We start from the raw sequence: 26,082 nt of genomic DNA, 5'->3' as shown, positions 1-26,082 counted from the left end.
TCGCCGCAGGTGGGTACGGAGCGCCCACCCTACGCGGCGTCGGTCAGGCCGCGTGCAGCGACTGCGCCGCCTTCATGAAGTCCTGCGGCCCGATATCACTCAACTCCAGCACCCGCGCCTGCCCGTACTGGACGAAATTGCGGTCGATCGAACGCAGGTAGGCCGGGTCGTAGTGTTCGACCAGCAGCTGGTCGACCAGCTCCGGCATCGCGCCGCTGTTGGCCAGGGCGTGCCATTCGTCGATCCGGGCGCGGCCGTGCAGCTGGACCAGGTGGTCGAGCTGGCCGTTCAGGGCTTGCGGGTCGCGCGCGAAGTGTTCGTAGTCTTCCATCAGCAGGCGCACCCGGTTCGGGCGCGACAGCGTCAGGGCCACGCAGGGCGCCGCGCGCATGCGCTCCATGACGGCGTCCGGCACGCGCAGGTTGCCGACCTTCTTGCTCTCGGATTCGACGAACACGGGACGGCTCGGGTCGAAATGACGCAGCTTGTTCCAGATCCGGGTCTCGAACATCTTCTGGGTCGGCTGCGGCTCGTCGGGCAGGTGGCCGAGCACCGAGCCGCGGTGGGCCGCCAGGCGCTCGAGGTCGAGCACCTGGGCGCCGATCCCGTCCAGGGTCTCCAGCAGGCGGCTCTTGCCGCTGCCGGTGGTGCCGCAGATGACCCGCCATTCCAGGTCCGGCGGCGCGGCCAGGGCGGCGCTCACGGCGGCGCGGTAGGCCTTGTAGCCGCCGTCGAGCTGGATCGCCGGCCAGCCGATCTTGGCCAGGATGTGGGCCAGCGAGCCGCTGCGGTTGCCGCCGCGCCAGCAGTAGACGAGGGGCTTCCAGTCCTTCGGCTTGTCGCCGAAGCGCTCGTCCAGATGGCGCGCGATGTTGCGCGCGACCAGGGCCGCGCCGACCTTCTTGGCCTCGAAGGCGCCGACCTGCTTGTAGAGCGTGCCGACCCGCACCCGCTCCTCGTCGTTCAGGACCGGGCAGTTGATGGCGCCGGGCAAGTGGTCGAGCGCGAACTCGCCCTCGCTGCGGGCGTCGATGATGGTGTCGAAGCGGTCGAGTTCGGGAAGGATGTCGGCAAAGCTCAGTACGGCGGGATATTTCATTATTTGGTGATCAGTGTCGAGAAAGTCGGCCAGATGTTATTCAGGATAATTGGATGTGCCTGCGCGCTCGGGTGCAGGCGGTCGGCCTGGAACAGCGCCGGCTTGTCGGCCACGCCTTCCAGCATGAAGGGCACCAGCGGCGCCTTGTATTCCTTCGAGAGCGTGCTGAACATGCCGAAGAAGCGCTCCGTGTACGCACGGCCATAGTTCGGCGGCATGCGCATGCCGATCAACATGACCTTGGCGCGATGCTTCTGCGCCATCGTGATCATTTCGCGCAGGTTGGTCGAGGCGGCGTCGACCGGCAATCCGCGCAGGCCATCGTTGGCGCCGAGTTCGATGACGACGATCTGGGGCTTGTGCGCATTGAGCAGGGCGGGCAGCCGCGCTCGCCCGCCGCTGGTGGTCTCGCCGCTGATGCTGGCGTTCACGATGTTGGCGTCGATCTTTTCGCTTTTCAGCTTCTGTTCGAGCAGGGCGACCCAGCCGGCGCCGCGTGTGAGGCCATATTCGGCCGACAGGCTGTCGCCCACCACGAGTACGGTTTTTGGTGCAGAATAAGCGCTCGCCGAAGCAGCCACGAGGGCTGCCGCGACAGTGAATTTATTGAGAAAAGAGAGCATGCGCGATCATCCCGAGGCTTTCAAATATACGGACTCCGCCGCGACAGACGGGGCGGCTGCAATCCAGGTGGAAGGCCTGTCCAAGCGGGTGGCGGACGCCAGCGGCGAACTCACCATCCTGCACAGCATCGATTTTACCGTGCAACCGGCCGAGACGCTCGCGATCGTCGGCGCCTCGGGTTCCGGCAAGTCGACCCTGCTCGGTCTGCTGGCCGGTCTCGACACCCCGAGCGGCGGCCGCGTGCTGCTGGGCGGCACCGATATCTTCGCGCTCGACGAGGATGGACGCGCCGCGTTTCGCAAGGCCAGGCTCGGTTTCGTGTTCCAGTCCTTCCAGCTGCTGGCGCATTTGAACGCGCTCGAAAACGTGATGCTGCCGCTCGAATTGCGCGGCGACGGCCAGGCGCGGGCAAAAGCGGAAGCGATGCTGGGCCGCGTCGGCCTGTCCAGCCGGCTGCGCCATTATCCGAAATACCTGTCCGGCGGCGAGCAGCAGCGCGTGGCCCTGGCGCGCGCCTTCGTGACCGAGCCGCCGCTGCTGTTCGCGGACGAGCCCACCGGCAGCCTGGATGCGGCGACCGGGGAGGCCATCATCCAGCTGATGTTCGAACTCAATCGCGAACGCGGGTCGACCCTGGTGCTCGTCACGCACGATCCCGCGATGGCGGCACGGTGTGGGCGGACGATTACGATTGCGGCGGGGAAGCTGGTTTAGTCAGTACGCATCGAAGCACGTTTCGACTTGCATCCGTGCGTTGACGCGTGGGCAGAGGTGCCCACCCTACGGTGCACCGCCGTCTCGATTGCAGCCCTCGGCCCTTGCGTAACGTAGGGTGGGCAGTCGTGCCCTGCCTCACGGGCAGGGCGCTCCGCGGGCGGACAGCATGCTGTCCGAATTCCCCGCTCGCCCCACGCGTCAACGGGCGCGTGCCTGGCCGCGCTCCCGGATCAAGCCGTTGAATACGGCCCGCACCGCCGCCGGCAATTCCCCGGCCGTCATTCCGACCGGCCCGATACCTTCATCGACCAGCCGGTCCGCCGCCGCCCCGTGCATCCACACGGCCCCGATCGCCGCCTCCCAGGCCGGCCAGCCCTGCGCCAGCAGTGCGCCGCATACGCCCGCCAGCACGTCGCCGCTGCCGCCCGTCGCCAGGCCCGGATTACCGGTCGGGTTGATCACGATCTCGCCATCCGGCCGCGCGATCACGCTGCCGGCCCCCTTGAGCACCACGACCGCCTGCAGGCGCTTGGCCAGCCTGCGCGCCGCCCCCAGCCGGTCTGCCTGCACCTCGGCCGCCGAGCTGCCCAGCAGGCGCGCCGCTTCCAGCGGATGCGGCGTGACCAGGGTAGCCGCCTGGCGCCGTGTCAGGCGCGCCTGCAGTTCGGTGCTGGCCGCGACCAGGTTGAGGGCGTCGGCGTCGAGCACGATCGGCGCCGCGCTGTCGATGCCGTGGCCGAGTGCGCGCATCGCCTCCATCGCGTCGCCCATGCCGGGGCCGAGCACCAGCACGCGGCCGGCGAAGTCGAAGTCGTGGGCAAGGCGGAACATCAGTTCGGGATGCACCGGATCGAAGGCGGGGGCCGGATCGATCGTCACCGCGAACACGCGTCCGGCGCCGGCGTACAGCGCGCCGCGCGCGGCCAGCACCGCGGCCCCGGTCATCCCGCGGGCGCCGCCGACCACAGCCAGGTCGCCGAACTGTCCCTTGTGCGAATTCTGGCGCCGCGGCGCGAGGCTGGCTGCGAACAGCGCGGGCGAGCCGATGCAGGCTTGCGCGGGCTCGAACAGGGCTTCATCGAGCTCGAGGCCGGCCACCTGCACCTGTCCCGCATGGTCGCGGCCCTCGGCCGTGTGCAGGCCCGGCTTGTCGCCGATGAAGGTGATCGTATGGGTGGCGTGGACGGCGACGCCGTTCGGACCGACAACCGCGCCGCTGTCCGCGTCCAGGCCGCTCGGCACGTCGAGCGCCAGCACCGGGCAGCGCACGCCGTCGATGGCGCTCACCAGGTCGCGGTAGCGGCCCTCGAGCGGCCGTTGCAGGCCGATGCCGAACAGGCCGTCGACCACCAGCGCCCAGTCGCGCACGTCGGGTGCGACGTCGGCGAAGTTGGCGCGGCTGGCGCGGGCGCGCGCCAGGGCCTGGGCCGCCTCGGTGGACACCTTGCCGCTGCCGGCCAGGTGCAGCACGACGACGTCGACCCCGGCTTCGCCCAGGTTGGCCGCCAGCTCGAGGGCGTCGCCGCCATTGTTGCCGGGGCCGGCCAGCACCAGCACCGGCCGTTCCCGTGCGCCGCCGAGCAGCTCGAGGGCGGCATCCGCGCCGGCACGCCCGGCGCGGCGCATCAATGCGCCCGGTTCAAGGCTTTCCGCCGCGGCGGCTTCCGTGGCGCGAATCTGCGCCACGCTGTAAAGACGATTGTCCATCCGGACTCCAAAGTGGTACCAACAGTGCATTTTCGCCAATTTTGGCGCGAGGGGCGAATACAATAGGAGCATACCTGACAGCGCATGGAGTAAGGAATGGATTGGCAGTTCTGGATCGACCGCGGCGGCACCTTTACCGATATCGTGGCGCGCCGCCCAGACGGCAGCCTCACGACGCACAAGCTGCTCTCCGAGAACCCGGAGCAGTACCGCGACGCCGCCGTAGCGGGCATCCGCCATCTGTTGAACGTGGCGCCCGGCCAGCCACTGCCGGCTGAACGCATCGGGGCCGTCAAGATGGGTACGACGGTCGCGACCAACGCGCTGCTCGAGCGCAAGGGCGCACCCACGGCGCTGGCGATCACGCGCGGCTTCCGGGACGCGCTGCGCATCGCCTACCAGAACCGTCCCAGGCTGTTCGAACGCCACATCGTGCTGCCCGAGCTGCTGTACGGCCAGGTGGTCGAGGTCGACGAGCGCATCGGCGCGCACGGCGAGACCGTGCGCGAGCTCGACGCGGCGAAGGCGCGGACCGAGCTGCAGGCGGTGTTCGACAGCGGCACCCGCGCGCTGGCGATCGTCTTCATGCACGGTTACCGCCATACGCGGCACGAAGCCGAAGTCGCCCGCATCGCGCGCGAGATCGGCTTTACCCAGGTCTCGGTGTCGCACGAGGTCAGTCCGATGATGAAGCTGGTCGCGCGCGGCGACACCACCGTGGTCGACGCCTACCTGTCGCCGATCCTGCGCCGCTATGTCGACCAGGTCGCGGCCGAACTGCCGGGCGTGCACCTGCAGTTCATGCAGTCGAACGGGGGACTGACCGATGCGCGCGCCTTCCAGGGCAAGGACAGCATCCTGTCCGGCCCCGCGGGCGGCATCGTCGGCATGGTGCGTGCGAGCCGGCTGGCCGGCTTCGAGCGCGTCATCGGCTTCGACATGGGCGGCACCTCGACCGATGTCTCGCACTATGCGGGGGAATTCGAAAGGGTGTTCGAGACCCAGGTCGCCGGCGTGCGGATGCGCGCGCCGATGATGAGCATCCACACGGTGGCGGCCGGCGGCGGCTCGATCCTGCATTTCGACGGCAGCCGCTACCGCGTCGGCCCCGACAGCGCCGGCGCCAATCCGGGCCCGGCCAGCTACCGCCGCGGCGGGCCGCTGACGGTCACCGACGCCAACCTGATGCTGGGTAAAATCCAGCCGGGGCAGTTTCCGCACCTGTTCGGACCGGGCGGGAACGAAGCGCTCGACGCCGGCGTCGTGCGCGCCAGGTTCGAGGAAATGGCGCGCGAGATCGCCGCAGCCACAGGCGACGAGCGTACGCCCGAACAGGTCGCCGAAGGCTTCATCCAGATCGCGGTCGGGAACATGGCCAACGCCATCAAGCAGATCTCGGTGCAGCGCGGCCACGACGTCACGGAATATGCGCTGACCAGCTTCGGCGGCGCCGGCGGCCAGCATGCCTGCCTGGTGGCCGACGCCCTCGGCATGAAGACGGTCTTCGTCCATGGCCTGGCGGGCGTGCTGTCGGCCTACGGCATGGGCCTGGCCGACCAGAGCGCGATGCGCGAGCAGGCGGTCGAGGAGCGCCTGGGTGCGGCCGACAGCGAAGCGCTGGCCGCACGCCTCGACACCCTGGCCAAGGCCGCGAGCGGCGACCTGCGCGCCCAAGGCGTGGATGACGCGCGCATCGACGTCGTCAAGCGCGTGCACCTGCGCTACGAGGGCACGGATTCGGCGCTGGTGGTGGACTTCGCTGCGCCGGAGGCCATGCAGGCCCGGTTCGAAGCCGCCTATAAACGCCGCTTCTCCTTCCTGATGCCCTCGCGCGCATTGATCGTGGAAGCGGTGTCGGTGGAAGCGTTGGGACGCTCGGAAGCGCCGCCGGAGACGATCGCCCCGGTCATGCCGCGCGACGGCGGCCTGCACCCCTTCGACACGGTGCCCATGTTCGGCGCCGGCGAATGGCGCGCGACCGCGATCTACCGGCGCGCGGACCTGCGGCCCGGCGACCGCATCGACGGTCCGGCCATCGTCGCCGAGGACAATGCGACGACGGTCATCGAGGCCGGCTGGCAGGCCGAGGTCACGCCCTACAATCACCTTGTGCTGCGCCGCGTGCAGGCGCTGCCCGAGCGGCGCGCGATCGGCACCACGGCCGATCCGGTCATGCTCGAGATCTTCAACAACCTGTTCATGTCGATCGCCGAGCAGATGGGCCTGCGCCTGCAGAACACGGCCCATTCGGTGAACATCAAGGAGCGGCTCGACTTCAGCTGCGCCATTTTTGATGCCGCCGGCAACCTGGTAGCGAACGCGCCGCACATGCCCGTGCACCTGGGCTCGATGGGCGAGAGCATCAAGACCGTGATGCGCGAGAATGCGGGCCGCATGCGGGCCGGCGACGTGTATGTGCTGAACGACCCCTACAACGGCGGCACCCACTTGCCGGACGTGACGGTGATCTCGCCCGTGTTCGACGAAGCGGGCATCGACATACTGTTCTACGTCGGGTCGCGCGGCCACCACGCCGACATCGGCGGCACCACGCCGGGCTCGATGCCGCCGGACTCGCGCCACATCGAGGAGGAGGGCGTCCTGATCGACAACTTCAAGCTGGTCGACGGCGCCGACGGCATCCTGCGCGAGGCCGAAGCGCGTGCGCTGTTGAACGGCGCGCGCTACCCGGCCCGCAATCCGGACCAGAACATGGCCGACCTGCGCGCCCAGGTCGCAGCCAACCAGAAGGGCGTCGAGGAGCTGCTGCGGATGGTGGCGCACTTCGGCCTCGATGTCGTGCGCGCCTACATGGGCCACGTGCAGGACAATGCCGAGGAAGCCGTGCGGCGCGTGATCACGGCCCTGAAGGACGGCGCCTTCACCGTGGAACTGGACAATGGCGCGCGCATCGCGGTGGCGATCACGGTCGACCGCGCCGCACGCAGCGCCCGCATCGACTTCACCGGCACGTCAAGCCAGCTCGATAACAATTTCAACGCGCCGTCCGCCGTCTGCATGGCCGCGGTGCTGTACGTGTTCCGTACCCTGGTCGAGGACGAGATCCCGCTCAACGGCGGCTGCCTGAAGCCGCTCGAGGTGATCATCCCGCCCGGCTCGATGCTCAACCCGCATTACCCGGCCTCTGTCGTTTCCGGCAACGTCGAGACCTCGACCTGCATCACCAACGCCTTATATGGGGCACTGGGCGTGATGGCGGCCTCGCAGGGCACGATGAACAATTTTACGTTCGGGAACGCCCGCTACCAATACTACGAGACCATTTCGGGCGGTAGCGGCGCGGGCGAGGGCTTCGACGGCACCGACGTCGTGCAGACCAACATGACCAATTCGCGCCTGACCGATCCGGAGATCCTCGAGTTCCGCTTCCCGGTGCGGCTGGAGAGCTATGCGATCCGGCCCGGTTCCGGCGGCGCCGGGCGCTGGCATGGCGGCAAGGGCGGCGTGCGCCAGGTGCGCTTCCTGGAACCGATGACGGCCGCGATCCTGTCGAACAACCGGATCTACGCGCCCTTCGGGATGGCGGGCGGCGAGCCGGGCGCGCGCGGCGTCAACACGGTCGTGCGTGCCGATGGGCGGGTCGAGCAGGTCGGCCATATCGGCAAGGTCGAGATGGCGGCCGGGGACCTGTTCGTGATCGAGACGCCGGGCGGGGGAGGGTACGGAGAGGCGTGAGCCCCAGTGTCCCTACGAGATACCGTACTTGCGGCGCATTGCCTGGTACTCGGTCTCGAGCGGGCCCAGTCTCGGATGCTGGGCGTCGATGGCCCGGATCTTTTCGAGCTGGGCGTAACACAGCTCGCCCAGCGGATGATCCCATCCGAGCTCGTTGATTTGCCTGAGCACGCCGCCGGCCACGGCAATCGTGACCTGCAGGTTCGACGGCGCCATGTGCAGGGCTTCGAGCAGGGTCTGGACGGCGCCGCGTACGTCGCCCATGTTGCGCTTCTCGTCGGCGACGCCGAGCAGGATCTGGGCCTGGGCCTTGAGCTGCTGCTGGACGCCATCGGCCAGGTCGCGCCGGCCGGCTTGTGCAAACAGGGTCAGCGCATGCTCGCTGGTGATGCCGCTGTCGGCGTCGTTCACCACGGCCATCATGACGTCCTGCGCACCCTGGTCCAGGCGATGGTCGAGGCAGGCCCGCACCAGGCCCAGCTTCAGGCTTGTAGACAGGCCGCTGCCGGCGCGTACCGCCGACACCGCGCCTTGCAGATCGGCCAGGGCTGCCGTCCGGTTGCCGGCCGCGTCGTGCAGGGCCGCGTTCGACACGGCGACGCAGGCGTCGAGCTCGGGACTCGCCTTCATCGAGCGCTCGAGGTCGCGCACCACGCCGCTCGCGCCCGCCAGGTCGCCGCGTTTCACCAGCGCCTTGACCAGCCGCACATGGTCTTCGGGATCGCGAAACTCGGAATAGCGCGCCTTGCTCACCACCTGCTTGAAGGATTTTTCCGCAGCCGCCGTGTCCCCGGCCTCGAGCGCCACTTCGCCGAGCTTGCGCAGGCGGCGTACCATGTGCGGCGAGATCGCCACCGCTTCCTCCAGGATCTTTTGCGCCTGGGCCTGGTTCCCGAGCGCTTCGTGGCAGCGTGCCAGCAGGTCGTAGCCGGCCATCAGCCGCGGATTGGCGGCCACCAGCACCTGCAGCGTCTCGCGCGCATCCTCGACCCGGCCCTGCGCGAACTGCGCCCGGGCCAAGCCGAGACCGGCCCAGCCGAGCGGCTTGTAGTCGAGCACCTTGCGGTAGATCTGCTCGGCCTCGCCGTGTTCTTTGATGCTCACGTGCAGGTCGGCGCGCAGGCGGGCGAACTCGAGGGCGTGGCGCGGATGGGCGATCTCGGCGGCCGCAGCGGAGCGGATCGCTTCCCGTACATTGCCCTGCGCCACAAGTTGATAAGTCGGCAGGAAGACGGCGCGTCGCTCGAGGGCGCGCGCGACGCGGGCCCCAAGCGTCTCGGCGGTAAAGGGTTTGAGCACATAATCGGTCGGCGCCAGCTCGGCCGCGCCGATCACCTTGCCGTACACGGCTTCCGAGGTCAGCATGATGAAGATCGCCCAGGGGCTGATCAGGCGGTGGTGGCGCAGGTCTTCCAGCAGCTGCTGGCCGTCCTGGCCCTCGCCGCTGCCCAGGTCGTATTCGCAGAGGACGATGTCGTAGGCGCGCCGCGTCAGCTGGCGAATCGCCGTGCCCGAGTTGACGGCATATTCGATCTTGTTGATGCCCGCGGCATTGAGCATGTTCTGCAGGTTGCTGCGCATGCCCGGGTTGGGATCGATTACCAGTACCGACAGTTGGCTGTTCTCTTGCATCGTCTCTTTCATCGGCCGCTGGACGCCGCCTATGTCGTCAATATCAATCGCTACAATACCGACAACCATCCCGCCGGGCAACCGAAAGCGCCCCTATGCGGGGGCAATATTATCAACCCTGTATAATAGCGGGCTATCTTCCACCCGCAGCCACGCTGCATCAACCGACTTCCAGCCATGTTGATTCTGCCGGGTTCCAATGCCCTGTCTGTCTTTCGTAGCCAACGCCTCCTGACCCAACTGCAAGCAGCCGCGCCCGCGATTGCCGCCGTCCAGGCCCGATTTGTCCACTTCATCGACAGCGCCGCGCCGCTTTCCATCGACGATACACAGCAGCTGACCGCCATGCTGACCTATGGCGAGCCGGTGCCGGAAACGCTGTACGAAGGCAGTACCGTCGAATTCTTCGTCATCCCGCGCCTGGGTACGATTTCGCCCTGGGCCTCGAAGGCGACCGATATCGCCCACAACTGCGGCATGCGCCACGTGCACCGCATCGAGCGCGGCGTGGCCTACACGCTGGTGCTGAAAAGCGGCATCCTCGGCAGCAGCATCGGCGCACCGAAGAAGCTGGCCGACGAGGAACTGGCGCAGGTCGCCGCCTTGCTGCACGACCGCATGACGGAAACCGTCCTGCGCAGCGCCGACGAAGCATCCCGGCTTTTCCAGGAGCTCGAAGGCAAGCCGCTCGAAGCCATCGACGTGCTGGGGCAGGGCCGCGAGGCGCTGGTACGCGCCAACACGGAACTGGGCCTTGCCATGTCGATCGACGAGATCGACTACCTGTACGAGGCCTTCACCAGGGCCAGACGGAATCCGACCGACGTCGAACTGATGATGTTCGCCCAGGCTAATAGCGAGCACTGCCGCCACAAGATCTTCAACGCCGACTGGATCATCGACGGGGTGAAGCAGGACAAGTCGCTGTTCGGCATGATCAAGAACACGCACCAACTGCAGCCGAAGGGCACCGTGGTCGCCTACAGCGACAACTCGTCGATCATGGAAGGCGCCGTCGTCACGCGCTTCTTCCCGCGCCCGGACGGGGAATACGCGCCGCTGACCGAGCTGACCCACACGCTGATGAAGGTCGAGACCCACAACCACCCGACCGCGATTTCTCCTTTCCCGGGCGCCTCGACCGGCGCCGGCGGCGAAATCCGGGACGAAGGCGCAACCGGGCGCGGCGCCAAGCCAAAGGCCGGCCTGACCGGTTTCACCGTGTCGAACCTGCTGCTGCCCGATGCCCAGCGTCCATGGGAAAACGCTGCCGACGTTACCGCCGCCGGCGAAAAGGACGAGGCGCCTGTCTACGGCAAACCTGAGCGCATCGCGTCGCCATTGCAGATCATGATCGACGGCCCGCTCGGCGGCGCCGCCTTCAGTAACGAATTCGGCCGTCCTGTCCTGGGCGGCTATTTCCGCACCTACGAGCAGAACGCCCAGGCCGCCGGCGGCGTCTACGGCTACCACAAGCCGATCATGATCGCCGGCGGCATCGGCAACATCTCCGACCAGCACACCTTTAAAAACGACATCCCGCCGGGCAGCCTGCTGATCCAGCTTGGCGGTCCGGGCATGCGCATCGGCATGGGCGGCTCGGCCGCCTCCTCGATGGCGACCGGCACGAATACGGCGGACCTGGACTTCGACTCGGTCCAGCGCGGCAATCCGGAAATGGAACGCCGGGCCCAGGAAGTCATCAACGGCTGCTGGCAGCTGGGCAAGGACAACCCGATCATCTCGATCCACGACGTCGGCGCGGGCGGCCTGTCGAATGCCTTCCCGGAAATCGTGAACGACGCCAAGCGCGGCGCGATCTTTGACCTGCGCAAGATTCAGCTGGAAGAATCGGGCATGGCGCCCAAGGAAATCTGGTCGAACGAATCGCAGGAGCGCTATGTTCTTGCCATTTCGCCTGACAACCTGGACCTGTTCGCCTCGCTGTGCGAGCGCGAGCGTTCGCCCTTCGCCGTCATCGGTGTGGCCACCGAGGAGCGCCAGCTGCAGGTCGTCGACCCGCTGGCCGGTAACAAGCCGGTCGACATGCCGATGGATGTCCTGCTCGGCAAGCCGCCGAAGATGACCCGCGAGGTCGAGCATGTGAAGCGCGCGCTGCCGGCCATCGTCCTGACCGGCATCGAGCTCGAGGAAGCCGCGCGCCGCGTGCTGCTGCTGCCGACCGTGGCCGACAAATCCTTCCTGATCACCATCGGCGACCGCAGCGTCGGCGCCATGACCGTGCGCGACCAGATGGTCGGTCCATGGCAGGTGCCGGTGGCCGACTGCGCCGTCACCGCGATGAGCCACGAAGGCTTCGCGGGCGAAGCGATGGCGATGGGCGAGCGCACGCCGCTGGCCGTGATCGACGCCGCCGCCTCGGGCCGCATGGCCGTGGGCGAGGCGATCACGAACATCGCTTGCGCCCCGATCGCTTCGATCGAAGACATCAAATTGTCCGCCAACTGGATGGCGGCCTGCGGCCAGCCTGGCCAGGACGCCGCGCTGTTCGACACGGTCAAGGCGGTGGGCATGGAACTGTGCCCGGCGCTGGGCATCAGCATCCCGGTCGGCAAGGACTCGCTGTCGATGCGCACCACCTGGAACGACGAGGGTGAAGCGAAATCGGTCATCTCCCCGGTCTCGCTGATTGTTTCCGCGTTCGCGCCGGTACCGGATGTGCGTTCCTCGCTCACGCCACAGCTGCGCACCGACCTGGGCGAGACGGCCCTGGTGCTGATCGACCTCGGCCGCGGCAAGAACCGCATGGGCGCATCCAGCCTGGCCCAGGTGACCCAGCAGCTGGGCGATTCGGTGCCGGACGTCGATTCGGCAGACGACCTGAAAAACTTCTTCGCCGCGATCCAGCGCCTGAACAAGGAAGGCAAGCTGCTCGCCTACCACGACCGTTCGGACGGCGGCCTGTTCGCCACCCTGGTCGAGATGGCCTTTGCCGGCCGCGCCGGCGTGTCGGTCAATCTCGACATCCTCACCATGGAAGGCGAACATGCCTCGGATTGGGGCGACGCCAAGAACTGGACCGGACAGGTCGGCGAGCGCCGCAACGAAATGACGCTGCGCGCGCTGTTCTCGGAAGAGCTCGGGGCCGTGGTGCAGGTGCGCATGGACGACAAGAGCGCGGTCATGAACGTGCTGCGCGAGCTGAACCTCGGCGCCTGCAGCCACATCATCGGCAAGGTCAACGACCGTGGCGCGATCGAGTTTACGCGCGACGCGAAGGTCATCTACAACCAGAAGCGCAGCAGCCTGCACCGCCTGTGGTCGGAGACCAGCTGGCGCATCGCGCGCCTGCGCGACAATCCCGATTGCGCCGACCAGGAATACGAGCGCCTGCTGGACGAGTCGGACCCGGGGATCACGCCGAAGCTGACCTTCGACCCGAGCGAGAACATCGCCGCGCCCTTCATTGCAAGGGGCGTGCGTCCGCGCGTGGCCATCCTGCGCGAGCAGGGCGTCAATTCGCACATCGAGACCGCCTGGGCGATGCACCAGGCCGGCTTTACGGCGGTGGACGTCCACATGAGCGACCTGATCGCCGGCCGCGCCAGGCTCGCCGACTTCCACGGCGTGATAGCGGTGGGCGGCTTTTCCTACGGCGACGTGCTGGGCGCGGGCGAGGGCTGGGCCAAGACCATCCTGTTCAACACCCAGCTGGCCGACCAGTTCGCCACCTTCTTCGCGCGCCAGGACACCTTCGGACTCGGCGTCTGCAACGGCTGCCAGATGCTCTCCAACCTGAAATCGATCATCCCGGGCGCCCACGCCTGGCCGAAGTTCACCCGCAACAAGTCGGAACAGTTCGAGGCGCGCTTCGGCATGGTCGAAGTGCTCGACTCGCCGTCGATCTTCTTCGCCGGCATGGCGGGCACCCAGGCGCCGATCGCGATCGCCCACGGCGAAGGCTTTGCCGACTTCTCGCTGACCGGGGATATCGGGCAGGTAGCGCAGTCGCTGCGCTATGTCGACAACCGCGGCCAGGCGACCGAGCAGTATCCGTTCAACCCGAACGGCTCGCCGGGCGGCCTGACGGCGGTGACGACGCCGGACGGACGCTTCACGGCGATGATGCCGCACGCCGAGCGCGTGTTCCGCACGGCCGTCCATTCGTGGGCGCCCCCAGGCTGGGGCGACGACGCGCCGTGGATGCGGATGTTCCGCAATGCGCGCAAGTGGGTGGGTTGATTCAAGGCCCAGCGTGAATGAGAACGCCTCCTTCGGGAGGCGTTTTCGTAGGGTGGGCAGTGGGGATGGCTAAATGCCAGCACCACGCGCACGCGGTGATACGCGGCTGCAAGATCGGCGGGCACGAAAACGGTGCCGATGCGTATCGCCGCGTGGGCACGGCGTGCCCACCCTACGAAGGGCAAAAGGCCGGCAGCAATAAAAAAGGCGCTTCCGTGGAAGCGCCTTTCTCAGTTCAGCCGATCCGGATTACTGGATCTTGGCCTTCTTCAACAGCGACTCGCGGTATTCCGCCAGCTTGCGCTGCTGCAGTTGTTCCGCGACTTGCTGCTTGACCTGGTCCAGCGGCGGGATCGCCAGTGGACGCACTTCTTCCAGCTTGATCACGTGGTAGCCGTACTGGGTCTTCACCGGGGTGTCGGTGATGGCGCCTTTTTGCAGGGAGGTCATCGCCTTCGAGAACTCAGGCACGAAACGGCCCGGGTCGGTCCAGCCGAGATCGCCGCCGTTGGCAGCCGAGCCAGGATCCTTGCTCTGCTTGGCCAGCTCTTCGAACTTGGCGCCGCCCTTGAGCTTGGCGATGATCGCTTTCGCGTCTTCTTCCTTCTCGACCAGGATGTGGCGAGCGTGGTATTCCTTGTCCGGTGCGCCGGCTTTCGCCTTGTCGTACTCGGCCTTGATGTCGGCATCCTTGACCGGGTTCTTCTTGACGTAGTCGGCCAGCATCGCGTTGATGATGATGCTCTGGCGGGCGTTGTCGATGGCCGCCTTGACTTCCGGACGGGCGCCCACGTTTTGCTTGTCGGCTTCCTGGATCAGCACTTCACGGCCGATCAGGTCCTTCTTGATCATTTCGCGCAGCTGCGGCGAATCGGTGGCACGCCCTTGCGCGACGACCTGCTTGACCATCTGGTCGACCCGCGCTGCCGGAATCGGCTTGCCGTTCACGGTCGCAACGTTCTGGGCGAAGGCAGGTGCTGCCACGATAAAGGACATGGCGAGCAACAGGCGGGTTGGCTTCAAAATCATTGTTCAGATCCTATAAAAACTCGAAAAGTCGCCCGCTGGCGACGACAGGCCGGCGCCTGCGACGGCGCCGGTGGCAAACATATTACTGCACCTTTGCCTTCTTGACCATTTCCTCTTGGTAAGCCGCCAGTTTGGTCTGGGTCAGGCTTTCCGCGATCTGCGATTTGATCTCGTCCATGGCAGGCACTTTCACCGCGCGCACGTCGTCGACCTTGATGACGTGGAAGCCGGCGCCGGTCTTGACCGGGGTCTCGGTGACCTGGCCTTTGTTCAGCTTGGTGAAGCCGGCTGCGAACTCGGGCGGGAAGGCCGAAGGGGCAGCCCAGTCGAGGTCGCCGCCATTGGCAGCCGAACCGGTGTCCTTGCTCTGCTTGGCCAGGTCTTCGAACTTGGCGCCGCCCTTGAGCTTGGCGATGACGGCTTTCGCTTCGTCTTCGGTCGTGGTCAGGATGTGGCGCAGGTGGTATTCCTTCTCGCCGGACTGGGTCTTGGCGAAGCGGTCGTACTCGGCCTTGATCTCGGCATCGGTGACGGGGTTCTTGGCAATGTAGTCGCGCGCCAGCTGGTTCACGACGATGGCCTGGCGGGCGCTGTCGAGGGCCTGCTTGACGTCCGGCTTCTTGTCGTAGCCTTGCTTGATCGCTTCCTGCATCAGCACTTCGCGTGCGATCAGGTCTTTCTTGATCGCTTCGCGCAGCTGCGGCGAATCCTGGCCCTGGCCCTGGGCGACGACCTGCTTGACGATCGCGTCGACGCGCGAGGTCGGAATGGCCTTGCCGTTCACGACGGCGAGGTTCTGGGCGAAGGCGGGTGCTGCGAGGGTGGCGGCAGCGATCAAGGCGAACAGCAGGCGTGCTGGCTTAGCGGTCATTATTGAATATCCTGTGGAGGGAGTTGCTTGGACGAGATTGGTTTAGTTCTTTTTGCAGAGCAGTTCAATCGTGATTGTGCGTCTAAATACTTAAGCGATCCTGAACCGGCCTCAGTCCGATTCAGAGGGCGCCAGGGCCGTGATGGCGAGCGCGTGGATCTCGGCCCGCATCATTTCGGCCACGGCATCATACACCAGTCGATGGCGCATGACGAGTCTCAGTCCATCGAAGCGTTCCGAGACGATTTTCACGCTGTAATGGCCGCCGCCCGAGGCTGCGCCGGCATGGCCGGCATGCAGGTGCGAGTCGTCGCCGACCTCGAGCAGGCTGGGCTTGAGCGCCGCTTCCAGTGCTTCGCGAATGCGTTCGACACGGTGGTCGACCTTGTTGTCCAGACTCATGCTTCCTCCTGCGGGATGTGCTTCATGAGCAGCATCGACTGGGCGACGGTGAACAGGAAGAAAATGGCGGTCATGCCGAAGACCTTGAAATTGACCCAGGCCGCCGTGTTGTTACGAAAGACCACGAAGGCCATCAACAAGTTCAATGCGCCGAGGAAGAACAGGAAGATGACCCAGCTGTAGCCGACGCGCGGCCAGAGCGCGTCCGGCAGCGGCAGCGCTTCTTCCATGGCCTTGCGCATCAGGTTCTTGCCGAAGAAGACCTGGCTGATCAGGAGGGCGGCGGCGAATACCCAGTACAGGATGGTCGGCTTCCACTTGATAAAGGTTTCGTCGTGCAGGTAGATGGTCGCGCCGCCGAAGACGACGATCACGAACAGCGACACCCACAGCATGCCGTCCACCTTGCGCCGGCGCGCCAGCAGGTAGCCTACCTGCAGCACGGTGGCGATGATGGCGACGACGGTGGCGAGCATGGTCGGCGCCTGCCCTGCCAGGATCTTGCCGCCGGAAACCATGCCGCCCAGGTATTGGTCGGCGATGGCCAGCGCGGCCGCTTCATTGCCGTTGCCGATCTTGTAGACGGCAAAGAACAGGACCAGCGGGAAAAAATCGAACAGGAATTTCATGTGATTCGGATACTCAGATTTCTTCAAACCGCAAAGCGGCCGAATTGATGCAATAGCGAAGACCGGTCGGCGGCGGGCCGTCCGGGAAGACGTGGCCGAGGTGGGCGTCGCACACGGCGCAGATGATTTCGGTACGCACCATGCCGTGGGTGCGGTCGGTCTTTTCGATCACGTTGGCGGGATCGAGCGCCTTGAAATAGCTGGGCCAGCCGCAGCCGGACTCGAACTTGGCATCGGATTCGAACAGCGGCGTATTGCAGCACACGCAGTAGTAGATGCCGTGCTCATGGTGATCCCAATACTTGCCGGTGAAGGCGCGTTCGGTGGCCGCGTGGCGCGTCACCTGGTACTCCATCGGGTCGAGCTGGGCACGCCACTCGGCGTCGGTCTTCGTTACTTTATCGGTCATGACATTCTTTCGTTCGTAAATCAATGCTTCAAATCAGGACGAGCAGCTTACCTCGAGGTGGGCCGCCCAGTCCGGCGGCAGCGCGGCGAAGTGTTCCTTGCCAGGCTGCTCGTCGAAGGGGTGCTCGAGCACGGCGAGCAGATCGCGCACGCCGGCATAATCGCCATTCTGTGCCTGTTCGATCGCCTGCTGGGCCAGATAGTTTCGCAGGACGTACTTCGGGTTGACGCGGTTCATCGCGGCGCGGCGCTCGGCGTCGACGCTGGATTCGGCGCGCAGGCGTTCGCGGTAGCGCAGGGCCCACTCGTCGAAGGCCGCACGGTCGATGAAGAGGTCGCGCAGCGGGGCGTCGTGCAGTTCGGGCTGGTCCTTCGGCGCATCGGCCTGCAAGTCGCCGAGCTGCCGGAACAGCAGCGTGAAGTCGACATGGCTGGCCTGCATGATGGTAAACAGGCTGTCGAACAGGGCGCGGTCGCCGTCAAGCACGGTGGTCAGTCCCAGTTTCGCATGCAGCAATTCGTCCAGCTTCGCCTCGAAGGCCGGCATGTAGACGTCGAGCGCTTCCTGGGCCTCGTCCACGGTGCCGATCAGGGGCAGCAGGGCGTTCCCCAGCGCATAGCAGTTCCAGTGGCCGATCGCCACCTGGTTCGCATACGAATAGCGCCCGCCCTGGTCGGTATGGTTGCAGATGTGGTTGACGTCGAAGGCTTCCATGAAGCCGAAGGGGCCGTAGTCGAGCGTCAGGCCGAGGATCGACATATTGTCGGTGTTCATCACGCCATGCATGAAGCCGACCGACTGCCAATGCGCGATCATGCGCGCCGTACGGCGCGTGACTTCGGCCAGCAGCTCCTTGTACGGGTTCGCCGCGCCGCGCAGGTCCGGATAGAAACCGTCGATCACGTAGTCGGCCAAAGTTTTCAGTTCCTCCGGCTTGTCGCGGTAATGCCAGTGCTCGAAGGAGCCGAAGCGGACAAAAGAAGGCGCCATGCGGGTGACGACCGCGGCGGTCTCGATGTTCTCGCGCATCACGCGCTGGTTCGAGCCGGTCACGACCAGGGCGCGCGTGGTCGGGATGCCGAGCGCGGCCATCGCTTCGGAGCAGAGGAATTCGCGGATCGAGGAACGCAGCACGGCGCGCCCGTCGCCCATGCGCGAATACGGGGTCTTGCCGGCACCTTTCAGCTGCAGTTCCATGCGGCCTTCCGGGCCGTCGAGCTCGCCAAGCAGGATGGCGCGCCCGTCGCCGAGCTGGCCGGCCCAGACGCCGAACTGGTGGCCCGAATAGACGGCCGCGAGCGGCTCGGAGCCGGGCAGCAGCGTGTTGCCGGTGAAGGCGGCCACGAAGGCTTCCTGCGCCAGCGCTTCGACGTCGAGCCCGACCAGGGCCGCGGCAGGGCCGCTGGCCGCAACAAAATACGGCGCGGGCAGGGGCGTCGGCATCAGGCGGGTATACATCGCCGGCGGCAGCGCGGCGAAGCCGTTCGTCAATTGCAGGTCATCGGGCGTAATGGCAACTCCAGTACAAATGGTGGGGCGATGGCGCGATTCTACCGTACCGGGCCGATTCTATCGGCGCACGCCTCGCTTGCAAGATCGCTTACATCCCGTAACGGAAAAGCACGGTCGTGCTGCGGCGCAGCATCGAAACGTCTTGACGGGGTGAGCCGGCCCGACTCACACTCGACCGAGAGTTAGTATTCCGACCACAGGAGACCCTGCACATGTCCTATCCGAAGAGCCCGCTCATGGGCCAGATGATGAGCCAGCCCCTGCTCATTTCCAGCATCATCGAATTCGCCGCTCGCCATTACGGCAACAACGAAATCGTGTCGCGCCGCGTCGAGGGCGACATGCACCGCTACACCTACCGCGAATGCGAGGAGCGTGCGCGCCGCATGGCGAAGGCACTCGAGGGACTCGGCGTGCAGATCGGCGACCGGGTCGCCACCCTGGCCTGGAACGGCTACCGCCACATGGAGCTGTATTACGCCGTCTCGGGGTCGGGCGCCGTGCTGCACACGGTCAATCCGCGCCTGCATCCGGAGCAGATCGCCTACATCGTCAACCACGCCGAAGACCAGTACCTGTTCTTCGACCTGAGCTTCCTGCCGCTGATCGAAGCCGTCGCGCCGCACTGCAGGACGGTCAAGGCTTTTGTGCTGATGAGCGACCGCGCGCACATGCCCCAGGAAACGAAGATCGCCAGCCTGCTGTGCTACGAGGACCTGATCGCATCGTCCAGCGACGACTACGCCTGGCCCCTGTTCGACGAGAACTCCGCGGCCTCGCTCTGCTATACCTCCGGCACGACGGGCAATCCGAAGGGCGCGCTGTATTCGCACCGCTCGACCCTGCTGCACGCCTACGCCTCGAGCATGCCGGGCGCGCTCAACGTCTCGTCCATGGACTCGGTGGTGCCGGTGGTGCCGATGTTCCACGTGAACGCCTGGGGCCTGCCATATTCGGTGCCGCTGTCGGGCGCCAAGATGGTGTTCCCGGGCGCGGCGCTGGACGGCAAGTCGCTGTACGAGCTGTTCGAAGCCGAGGGAGTCACCTTCTCGGCGGGCGTGCCGACGGTCTGGCTGGGCCTGATCAACCATGCGATCCAGAACAAGCTGCAATTCTCGACCTTCCGCAGGACCGTCATCGGCGGCTCGGCCTGCCCGCCGGCCATGATGGACACCCTGATCGACAAGCTCGATGTCCACGTCATCCACGGCTGGGGCATGACCGAGATGTCGCCGCTGGGTACCACCGGCGGCCTGCAGGTGAAACACCTGAGCCTGCCGAAGGAAGAACAGCGCAAGATCCTGCAGAAGCAGGGCCACGCGATCTTCGGCGTCGACATGAAGATCGTGGACGACGAGGGGAAAGAGTTGCCCTGGGATGGAGAGACCTATGGCCACCTGTACGTGAAAGGGCCGTGGATCATCGAGCGCTATTTCAAGGACGAGGGCGGCGAGGTGCTGGTCGACGGCTGGTTCCCGACCGGCGACGTGGCGACCATCGACGGCGACGGCTACATGCAGATCACCGACCGCAGCAAGGACGTGATCAAGTCCGGCGGCGAATGGATCGGCAGCATCGACCTGGAAAACATCGCGATGGCGCACCCGGCCGTGCTGCAGGCGGCCTGCATCGGCGTGGCCCACCCGAAATGGGACGAGCGGCCGATGCTGGTGGTCGTCAAGCGCCCGGGCATGGACGTGACCCGCGAGGAATTGCTGGCCTTCTTCGAGGGCAAGATCGCGAAATGGTGGCTGCCGGACGATGTCGTCTTCACCGAAGCCCTGCCGACCGGCGCCACCGGCAAGATCCAGAAGAACCGGCTGCGCGAGCAGTACCGGGAACACAAGCTGCCGACGGCCTGACCTGGGACCGTAGGGTGGGCGGGGAACCCGCCCACCCTACGAAGCGTCCCAGCTTGCCAGCCCCGGCTGCCTGAACTGCGCCTGCACCTCGTCCGCCGGCACCGGACGGGCCAGCAGGAAACCCTGGATCTCGTCGCAGTGGTGTTTCCTCAGGCACTGGGCCTGGCCGAGCGTTTCCACGCCCTCGGCGTTGACGCGCATGCCGAGCGTGCGCGCAAAGGAAATCACGGCCAGCGCCACCGCCGCCGCGCTGGGCACGGTTTCGATCTCGTGCACGAAGGAGCGGTCGATTTTGAGCTTGTCGGCGGGGAAATTGCGCAGCGCGCTCAGGCTGGAATAGCCGGTACCGAAATCGTCGATCGAAATCGACACGCCTAGTCCCTTCAGTTCGTGCAGCAGCGCCGTCGCATGGTCGAGGTCGTGCATGATCGAGCTCTCGGTGATTTCCAGCTCGAGGCAGGCAGGCGCCAGGCCGGTGTCGCGCAGCACTTCCTTGACCGCCTCGACCAGCCGCCCGTCGCGCAGCTGGCGCGCCGCGACATTCACCGCGACCGTCCTGCCGCCGAGGCCAGCCTCCTGCCACAGGCGCGCCTGCAGGCAGGCCTGGCGCAGCACGTATTCGCCCAGCGCGACGATCAATGAGGAGTCTTCCGCGATCGGGACGAACTGACCCGGCTGCAGCAGTCCGCGTTTCGGGTGCTGCCAGCGCACCAGGGCTTCCGCGCCGATGAAGGTATTGGTGTCGACGTCGAGCTTGGGCTGGTAGTACACGACCAGCTCGCCGGCCGGGATCGCCCGCCGCAGTTCCGTTTCCAGCTCCATGCGTTCGGCCACGGCGGCGTCGCGGGTGCTGGCGTAGAACTGGATATTGTCCTTGCCGGAGGCCTTGGCGCGGTGCATCGCCGTGTTGGCGCGCCGCAGCAGGAGTTCGGCATCGGCGCCGTCGAGCGGGTAGACGCAGGCGCCGATGCTGGCCGTGACCACCACGTCCTTGCCGGCCAGCGGCATCGGTTCGCGCACCGCGGCCAGCATGGCGGACAGGCGCACGCTGCTGCGTTCGACGTTCTCGAGCCCGGCGAGCAGGATCACGAATTCATCCGAGCCGATGCGTGCCACCGTGTCGCTCTCGCGCACCAGGCGGCACAGGCGGCGCGCCGTCTCGCACAGGAAGGCGTCGCCGCAGTCGTTTCCGAATCCGGTATTCATGAAGGAAAAGCTGTCGAGGTCGAGGTAGACGACCGCCACCATGTTGCCGTCGCGCGCGGCGTTCGAGATGGCGTTGCGCAGGCGGTCGATCAGCAGCGCGCGGTTGGCCAGCCCTGTGACCGGGTCGTGGGTGGCGCGGTATTCGAGTTCGCGGGTGCGCTCGGCCACGCGCATTTCGAGGTGGTCGCGCGCGGCCCGCAACTCCTCGTTCAGCTGGGCCAGGCGGGCCTGGTCGCGGCGTCCCACGATGATGCGGTGGATGGCGCTCGAGATATTGCTCAGAAACGGGAGATAGGGACGCAGCGCGGGCTCGTCCGCGACATAGATGACCAGGCAGCCCAGGTGCTGGCCCGGTGAATCCATCGGGAAACACTGGATGCCGGCTTCGAGCTGGCGCTGCGTGTTCTGGGTGGGGTCTTCCGGTATCTCGGTGCGGCAGCGCTGGATCAGCGCCGCCAGCTCGGGCTCCGGGAAGGTGACGCCCTCGATATGCAGGAAGACATCGGCGATACCGGGCAGGCCCGTGAGGGCGCGGCGCACGAAGTCGGCCATGCGCAGCTCGTCGGGAATGGCGTCGACGGCCTGCTGGATGACCAGCAGGCGCCCCAGCCCCTCGGCGCTGGGTTCGTTGGCGCCTGCCTTCAGCTGCGCTTCCATCGACTCGTATCCATCGGCTCAGATCTGGCTGTAGAAGGGATTGCGCAGGATATGGCCGCCGACGATCATGACCGGATGGACATTCATGACGTCGAACATCATGGCGCCGTCGAATTTGCGCAGGTCGTACTGGCACATTACGGTGATCGGTGCTTCCTTGACCAGCTCGTTGATGCGCGACTCGCATTCGATGATGCGGTCGGTGCCGGGCACCCCGCGCAGCGCCCAGTCCATTTCGCCGGCGACACGCGCCCCGGCCAGGCCGGCGGCCAGCGAGGCGACGTATTTATTGCGCAAACGGGCCAGCATCCCCTCGGGGTCGAAGCTGCCGCCGGGATAATAGCCTTCCATCGAGGTCGCCAGTTCGACCTGGGATGGCGAGCCCGTCAGCGCCCCGGCCAGGTCGAGCCGCGCCATGGCCTCCGGCAGGTCTGCGCGCGTGGGCACGTCGGCCAGGTAGCCGAAGGCTTCGTTCTGGAGCAGGGCCTGGCGCGCAAACTGGGGCAGGATGCGCCTGCGCTCCTCGTCGCTGTTGTACAGGTAGCAGATATGGGTCCCCTCCGGATAAAGCTCTTCCGTGAACCCGAGACAAACATGCCGTTTCGCCTCCGCCATGTGGTGCTCCTTGTAGTGGCGAGCCCATGGAGGCGCTCCATGCGACAAGGATACACCCGCAGGGAGGGGCGCGCCGCACGGCGTCCGGACCTGTGGCCCGAACGCCGCTCCCGGACTGGCTCAGCGAGGACTGTGAGCGGGAATCAGGTGGCGGAAGGTCGGCTCGATATTGCGCGCATGCAGGTGGCGCACGATGTCTTCGAGGGTAGCGTCGCGCAGCAGGAGTTCGCCTGGGGCGCTTGCAGCCTGCGCGGCCGGCTCGCTCGGCGCAAGCGGCGCGCCAACGGGCGCCGGCTGCAGGGACCAGAGGGCAGCGTTGAACTGGTCGGCGCCGATGGTCTCGAGCTGTTCCAGGAAAGCGGCCTGGGCCAGCGGCGGCGGCGCCATCTCCAGTCCCGGCTCGTCGGCGAAGGAGGCGCCCATGCCGGGGTGGATGAAGGCGGACCAGCGGCCGGACGCCGGGTCCAGGCAGGGCGGCAGGGCGACCGGACGGTCGACGGCATCGGGCGCGACGGCCAGTTCGGGAAAGGCGGTGTCGCGCAGCTGCTCCAGGAAGCGCTGGGCCTCGGCCGCCGGCACCGGGACCTCGAATGACAGCCACAGGCGAAAACCGGCATCGGCGGAAATGCTCACGCCCGGCGCCGGGAAACCGTAATCCGCCTGCAGGGCCTGGGCGACTGCGCACAGGCGCGTCCAGTGGTCCCCGTCCGCGTCGCCCTTCGCCTTGTCGAAATCGAGGATGAGGGCGCGCGTCTCGCCGCCGGCAGGCAGGGACAGCGGGAGCGTGACTTGTCCCAGCAGGTGTTGCCGCAGGAGTTCCGGGGCGAGCTGGCCGGGGACCAGGTACAGGCGCAGCAGTTGCGCGATCAGTTTTTCCATCGTGTTCTCCGAAGTCGGCCGCCGGCGGCAGGTCTGCGCAGGCGGCTTGCGGGTCGCATTCTGACACAGCAAAAAAAGCGCGTAAAAAAGAGCGCGATCGGGCCCGAAGAAATAAGACGACCGTACTTTTTTGCGTTATAGTTAAAAGTGCCGGTTCAACCAACGGGTTCATCTATTACAAAAGGAAGAGACATGAGTGCAGATTACGTCGTGCATGGCAGCGTTGCCGTCATTACCCTGAACAATCCCCCAGTCAACGGCCTCGGCATGGCGACGCGTAGCGCGGCCGTCGAGGCGCTGCGCCGCGCGGAAAGCGACGCGGCGATCAAGGCCGTCGTGATCACGGGCGCCGGCAAGGTCTTCTCGGGTGGCGCGGACATCCGCGAGTTCAATTCCCCGAAAGCGCTGACCGAGCCGACCCTGCACACCCTGATCGCTACCGCCGAAAACCTGAGCAAACCCGTCATTGCGGCCATCCACGGCGTCTGCATGGGCGGCGGCCTCGAGCTCTCGCTCGGCTGCCACTACCGCGTCGCCAGTCCCGGCGCCCAGATCGGCCTGCCGGAAGTGAAGATCGGCCTGGTGCCGGGCGCCGGCGGCACCCAGCGCCTGCCGCGCGTGGTCGGCCTCGAGCAGGGCCTGAACATGATCGTCTCCGGCAACCCGGTGCTGTCGGAGAAGCTGGCCGAGACCAAACTGTTCGACAAGGTGTTTGCCGAAGGCGCCGACCTGGTTGCCTCCGCCGTCGAATTTGCCAACGGCATCGCCGACACCCGTCCGCTGCCGAAGGTGCGCAACCTGAAGGTGGACTATCCGAACCACGAAGCCTTCCTGCAATTTTCGCGCAATACCGTCAAAGCCATGGCCGGCGCCTTCCCGGCCCCGCTCGAATGCGTCGAATGCGTGGCGGCGAGCGTGACCATGAAATTCGAGGATGGCCTGAAGTACGAGCGCGACCGTTTCCTGGCGCTGGCCCAGACCACGGAATCGAAAGCCCTGCGCCACGCCTTCTTCGCCGAGCGCGCGGCGAGCAAGGTGCCGGACGTGCCCGCCGACACCCCGACCCGCTCCATCGCGAAGGCGGCCGTGATCGGCGCCGGCACCATGGGCGGCGGCATCGCCATGAACTTCGCCAACGCCGGCATTCCGGTGACGATCCTGGAAACGAAGCAGGAAGCGCTCGACAAGGGTCTCGCCACCATCCGCAAGAACTACGAGAACACCGTCAAGAAGGGCAAGCTGACCCCGGAAAAGGCCGGGCAGCGCATCGGCCTGATCACTGGCAGCCTGTCGTATGAGGACATTGCCCAGGCCGACATCGTGATCGAAGCCGTGTTCGAGGACCTGAACGTCAAGGAAACCGTGTTCCGCCAGCTGGACGCGACCATGAAGCCGGGCGCGATCCTGGCCTCGAACACCTCGACCCTGGACCTCGACAAGATCGCGGCCTTTACCAGTCGCCCGCAGGACGTGATCGGCCTGCACTTCTTCAGCCCGGCGAACGTGATGAAGCTGCTGGAAATCGTGCGCGGCAAGGAGACCGGCAAGGACGTGCTGGCCACCGCGCTGGCGCTGTCGAAGAAAATCAAGAAGACGGGCGTGGTCTCGGGCGTGTGCGACGGCTTCATCGGCAACCGCATGCTGGAACAATACCTGCGCCAGGCCTTCTTCCTGCTGGAGGAAGGCGTGCTGCCGGAACAGGTCGACAAGGCGATCGAACGCTTCGGCTTCGCCATGGGGCCCTTCCGCATGAGCGACCTGGCCGGCAACGACATCGGCTGGTACATCCGCAAGCGCCGCTACATCGAGCAGCCGGACCTGGAATACTCGAAGGTGCCGGACCTGCTGTGCGAACAGGGCCGCTTCGGCCAGAAGACCGGCGCCGGCTGGTACGACTACAAGGCGGGTGATCGCACGGCCTATCCTTCGCCAGTCGTCAACGAACTGATCATGGCGCAGGTGCAGGCGGCGGGCGGCGAACGGCGCCAGGTATCGGACGAAGAGATCGTCCAGCGCCTCGTGTTCGCCCTGGTCAACGAAGGCGCGAAGATCCTGGAAGAGGGCATTGCCCTGCGGGCGTCGGACATCGACATGGTCTACCTGACCGGCTACGGCTTCCCGCTCTACCGCGGCGGCCCGATGTTGTACGCGGACACGGTCGGCTTGCCGAACGTGCTCGAGACCATGCGCAAATTCGCGCGCGGCCGCCACGGCGACGCCTGGACGCCGGCGCCGCTGCTGGAACGCCTGGCGGGTGAGGGCAAGGGCTTTAACGACTAAGCCTGCCGGCTGCTCGTCGACCCGAAACGCCGCTGGATTCCAGCGGCGTTTTT

At 66.3% G+C, this 26,082-nt stretch carries 18 protein-coding genes; 5 read left to right on the top strand and 13 right to left on the bottom strand.

What is annotated here, in order from left to right:
* Positions 1-43: 43 nt before the first annotated feature.
* Both mnmH and ACI48I_RS16885 read right to left on the bottom strand, forming a co-directional pair.
* Positions 44-1,099: a tRNA 2-selenouridine(34) synthase MnmH gene (mnmH, locus tag ACI48I_RS16890; protein ID WP_193685892.1), complete on the bottom strand. Its 1,056-nt coding sequence runs from the start codon at positions 1,097-1,099 to the stop codon at positions 44-46.
* Positions 1,099-1,722: an arylesterase gene (locus ACI48I_RS16885; protein WP_193685891.1), complete on the bottom strand. Its 624-nt coding sequence runs from the start codon at positions 1,720-1,722 to the stop codon at positions 1,099-1,101. The genes mnmH and ACI48I_RS16885 overlap by 1 nt, the downstream gene beginning before the upstream one ends.
* On the opposite strand from ACI48I_RS16885, the gene ACI48I_RS16880 reads away from it, so the two are divergent.
* Positions 1,721-2,437 carry an ABC transporter ATP-binding protein gene (locus ACI48I_RS16880; RefSeq protein WP_498574857.1) on the top strand — a complete coding sequence of 239 codons (717 nt, stop codon included), beginning with the start codon at positions 1,721-1,723 and terminating at the stop codon, positions 2,435-2,437. The genes ACI48I_RS16885 and ACI48I_RS16880 overlap by 2 nt on opposite strands.
* A gap of 201 nt (positions 2,438-2,638) precedes the next feature.
* Here the strand turns inward: ACI48I_RS16880 and ACI48I_RS16875 are convergent, their stop codons facing one another.
* Positions 2,639-4,147: an NAD(P)H-hydrate dehydratase gene (locus ACI48I_RS16875; protein WP_498574856.1), complete on the bottom strand. Its 1,509-nt coding sequence runs from the start codon at positions 4,145-4,147 to the stop codon at positions 2,639-2,641.
* A 96-nt stretch (positions 4,148-4,243) separates the two neighbouring features.
* Between ACI48I_RS16875 and ACI48I_RS16870 the strand changes: the two genes are divergently transcribed.
* Complete coding sequence (locus ACI48I_RS16870) at positions 4,244-7,843, top strand: hydantoinase B/oxoprolinase family protein (RefSeq protein ID WP_498574855.1); 3,600 nt, start codon at positions 4,244-4,246, stop codon at positions 7,841-7,843.
* Positions 7,844-7,855: 12 nt separating this feature from the next.
* Here the strand turns inward: ACI48I_RS16870 and ACI48I_RS16865 are convergent, their stop codons facing one another.
* Positions 7,856-9,475 carry a tetratricopeptide repeat protein gene (locus ACI48I_RS16865; RefSeq protein ID WP_498574854.1) on the bottom strand — a complete coding sequence of 540 codons (1,620 nt, stop codon included), beginning with the start codon at positions 9,473-9,475 and terminating at the stop codon, positions 7,856-7,858.
* Between the two features lie 177 nt (positions 9,476-9,652).
* Here ACI48I_RS16865 and purL point away from each other — a divergent pair, with 177 nt between their 5' ends.
* A complete protein-coding gene (gene purL / locus ACI48I_RS16860; protein WP_498574853.1) occupies positions 9,653-13,678 on the top strand; it encodes a phosphoribosylformylglycinamidine synthase in 4,026 nt (1,341 codons plus the stop codon).
* A 249-nt stretch (positions 13,679-13,927) separates the two neighbouring features.
* Here purL and ACI48I_RS16855 read toward each other — a convergent pair whose 3' ends face one another.
* From ACI48I_RS16855 to ACI48I_RS16830, 6 genes are all read right to left on the bottom strand, one after another.
* The gene (locus ACI48I_RS16855; RefSeq protein WP_193685885.1) at positions 13,928-14,707 is read right to left on the bottom strand and encodes a peptidylprolyl isomerase; all 780 of its coding nucleotides are present in this window, start codon (positions 14,705-14,707) and stop codon (positions 13,928-13,930) included.
* A gap of 82 nt (positions 14,708-14,789) precedes the next feature.
* Complete coding sequence (locus ACI48I_RS16850) at positions 14,790-15,578, bottom strand: peptidylprolyl isomerase (RefSeq protein ID WP_193685884.1); 789 nt, start codon at positions 15,576-15,578, stop codon at positions 14,790-14,792.
* Positions 15,579-15,689: 111 nt separating this feature from the next.
* Positions 15,690-15,980, bottom strand: coding sequence for a BolA family protein (locus ACI48I_RS16845; protein WP_193685883.1), 291 nt, complete (start codon positions 15,978-15,980; stop codon positions 15,690-15,692).
* Entirely contained in the window at positions 15,977-16,609 is a 633-nt protein-coding gene (locus ACI48I_RS16840) for a septation protein A (RefSeq protein ID WP_193685882.1), read from the bottom strand. The genes ACI48I_RS16845 and ACI48I_RS16840 overlap by 4 nt, the downstream gene beginning before the upstream one ends.
* Positions 16,610-16,622: 13 nt before the next feature.
* A complete protein-coding gene (msrB, locus tag ACI48I_RS16835) occupies positions 16,623-17,018 on the bottom strand; it encodes a peptide-methionine (R)-S-oxide reductase MsrB (RefSeq protein WP_193685881.1) in 396 nt (131 codons plus the stop codon).
* Between the two features lie 33 nt (positions 17,019-17,051).
* Positions 17,052-18,476, bottom strand: a complete 1,425-nt coding sequence (locus ACI48I_RS16830; RefSeq protein WP_193689069.1) for a protein adenylyltransferase SelO — start codon at positions 18,474-18,476, stop codon at positions 17,052-17,054.
* Between the two features lie 266 nt (positions 18,477-18,742).
* On the opposite strand from ACI48I_RS16830, the gene ACI48I_RS16825 reads away from it, so the two are divergent.
* Positions 18,743-20,392: a 3-(methylthio)propionyl-CoA ligase gene (locus ACI48I_RS16825; RefSeq protein ID WP_498574852.1), complete on the top strand. Its 1,650-nt coding sequence runs from the start codon at positions 18,743-18,745 to the stop codon at positions 20,390-20,392.
* Between the two features lie 36 nt (positions 20,393-20,428).
* Here the strand turns inward: ACI48I_RS16825 and ACI48I_RS16820 are convergent, their stop codons facing one another.
* The 3 genes from ACI48I_RS16820 to ACI48I_RS16810 form a co-directional block, all read right to left on the bottom strand.
* Positions 20,429-22,255, bottom strand: coding sequence for a putative bifunctional diguanylate cyclase/phosphodiesterase (locus ACI48I_RS16820; RefSeq protein ID WP_498574851.1), 1,827 nt, complete (start codon positions 22,253-22,255; stop codon positions 20,429-20,431).
* A gap of 18 nt (positions 22,256-22,273) precedes the next feature.
* Positions 22,274-22,870 (bottom strand): MEDS domain-containing protein, encoded by a 597-nt coding sequence (locus tag ACI48I_RS16815; protein ID WP_193685878.1) that lies wholly within the window; start codon positions 22,868-22,870, stop codon positions 22,274-22,276.
* Between the two features lie 120 nt (positions 22,871-22,990).
* Positions 22,991-23,749: a hypothetical protein gene (locus ACI48I_RS16810; RefSeq protein WP_193685877.1), complete on the bottom strand. Its 759-nt coding sequence runs from the start codon at positions 23,747-23,749 to the stop codon at positions 22,991-22,993.
* A gap of 192 nt (positions 23,750-23,941) precedes the next feature.
* Between ACI48I_RS16810 and ACI48I_RS16805 the strand changes: the two genes are divergently transcribed.
* A complete protein-coding gene (locus ACI48I_RS16805) occupies positions 23,942-26,029 on the top strand; it encodes a 3-hydroxyacyl-CoA dehydrogenase NAD-binding domain-containing protein (protein WP_498574850.1) in 2,088 nt (695 codons plus the stop codon).
* The last annotated feature ends 53 nt before the right edge of the window (positions 26,030-26,082 follow it).

The organism is Massilia sp. LXY-5, from assembly GCF_059801075.1.
The sequence above is the reverse complement of the archived record's forward strand: the minus strand, read 5'-3'. Positions and strand labels throughout refer to the sequence as shown.

Excerpts from the sequence above, each read along its gene's own strand:
- mnmH (WP_193685892.1), bottom strand. The coding sequence starts at position 1,099 with ATGAAATATCCCGCCGTACTGAGCTTTGCCGACATCCTTCCCGAACTC.
- ACI48I_RS16880 (WP_498574857.1), top strand. The coding sequence starts at position 1,721 with ATGCGCGATCATCCCGAGGCTTTCAAATATACGGACTCCGCCGCGACA.
- ACI48I_RS16885 (WP_193685891.1), bottom strand. The coding sequence starts at position 1,722 with ATGCTCTCTTTTCTCAATAAATTCACTGTCGCGGCAGCCCTCGTGGCT.
- ACI48I_RS16875 (WP_498574856.1), bottom strand. The coding sequence starts at position 4,147 with ATGGACAATCGTCTTTACAGCGTGGCGCAGATTCGCGCCACGGAAGCC.
- ACI48I_RS16870 (WP_498574855.1), top strand. The coding sequence starts at position 4,244 with ATGGATTGGCAGTTCTGGATCGACCGCGGCGGCACCTTTACCGATATC.
- ACI48I_RS16865 (WP_498574854.1), bottom strand. The coding sequence starts at position 9,475 with ATGCAAGAGAACAGCCAACTGTCGGTACTGGTAATCGATCCCAACCCG.
- purL (WP_498574853.1), top strand. The coding sequence starts at position 9,653 with ATGTTGATTCTGCCGGGTTCCAATGCCCTGTCTGTCTTTCGTAGCCAA.
- ACI48I_RS16855 (WP_193685885.1), bottom strand. The coding sequence starts at position 14,707 with ATGATTTTGAAGCCAACCCGCCTGTTGCTCGCCATGTCCTTTATCGTG.
- ACI48I_RS16850 (WP_193685884.1), bottom strand. The coding sequence starts at position 15,578 with ATGACCGCTAAGCCAGCACGCCTGCTGTTCGCCTTGATCGCTGCCGCC.
- ACI48I_RS16845 (WP_193685883.1), bottom strand. The coding sequence starts at position 15,980 with ATGAGTCTGGACAACAAGGTCGACCACCGTGTCGAACGCATTCGCGAA.
- ACI48I_RS16840 (WP_193685882.1), bottom strand. The coding sequence starts at position 16,609 with ATGAAATTCCTGTTCGATTTTTTCCCGCTGGTCCTGTTCTTTGCCGTC.
- msrB (WP_193685881.1), bottom strand. The coding sequence starts at position 17,018 with ATGACCGATAAAGTAACGAAGACCGACGCCGAGTGGCGTGCCCAGCTC.
- ACI48I_RS16830 (WP_193689069.1), bottom strand. The coding sequence starts at position 18,476 with ATGTATACCCGCCTGATGCCGACGCCCCTGCCCGCGCCGTATTTTGTT.
- ACI48I_RS16825 (WP_498574852.1), top strand. The coding sequence starts at position 18,743 with ATGTCCTATCCGAAGAGCCCGCTCATGGGCCAGATGATGAGCCAGCCC.
- ACI48I_RS16820 (WP_498574851.1), bottom strand. The coding sequence starts at position 22,255 with ATGGAAGCGCAGCTGAAGGCAGGCGCCAACGAACCCAGCGCCGAGGGG.
- ACI48I_RS16815 (WP_193685878.1), bottom strand. The coding sequence starts at position 22,870 with ATGGCGGAGGCGAAACGGCATGTTTGTCTCGGGTTCACGGAAGAGCTT.
- ACI48I_RS16810 (WP_193685877.1), bottom strand. The coding sequence starts at position 23,749 with ATGGAAAAACTGATCGCGCAACTGCTGCGCCTGTACCTGGTCCCCGGC.
- ACI48I_RS16805 (WP_498574850.1), top strand. The coding sequence starts at position 23,942 with ATGAGTGCAGATTACGTCGTGCATGGCAGCGTTGCCGTCATTACCCTG.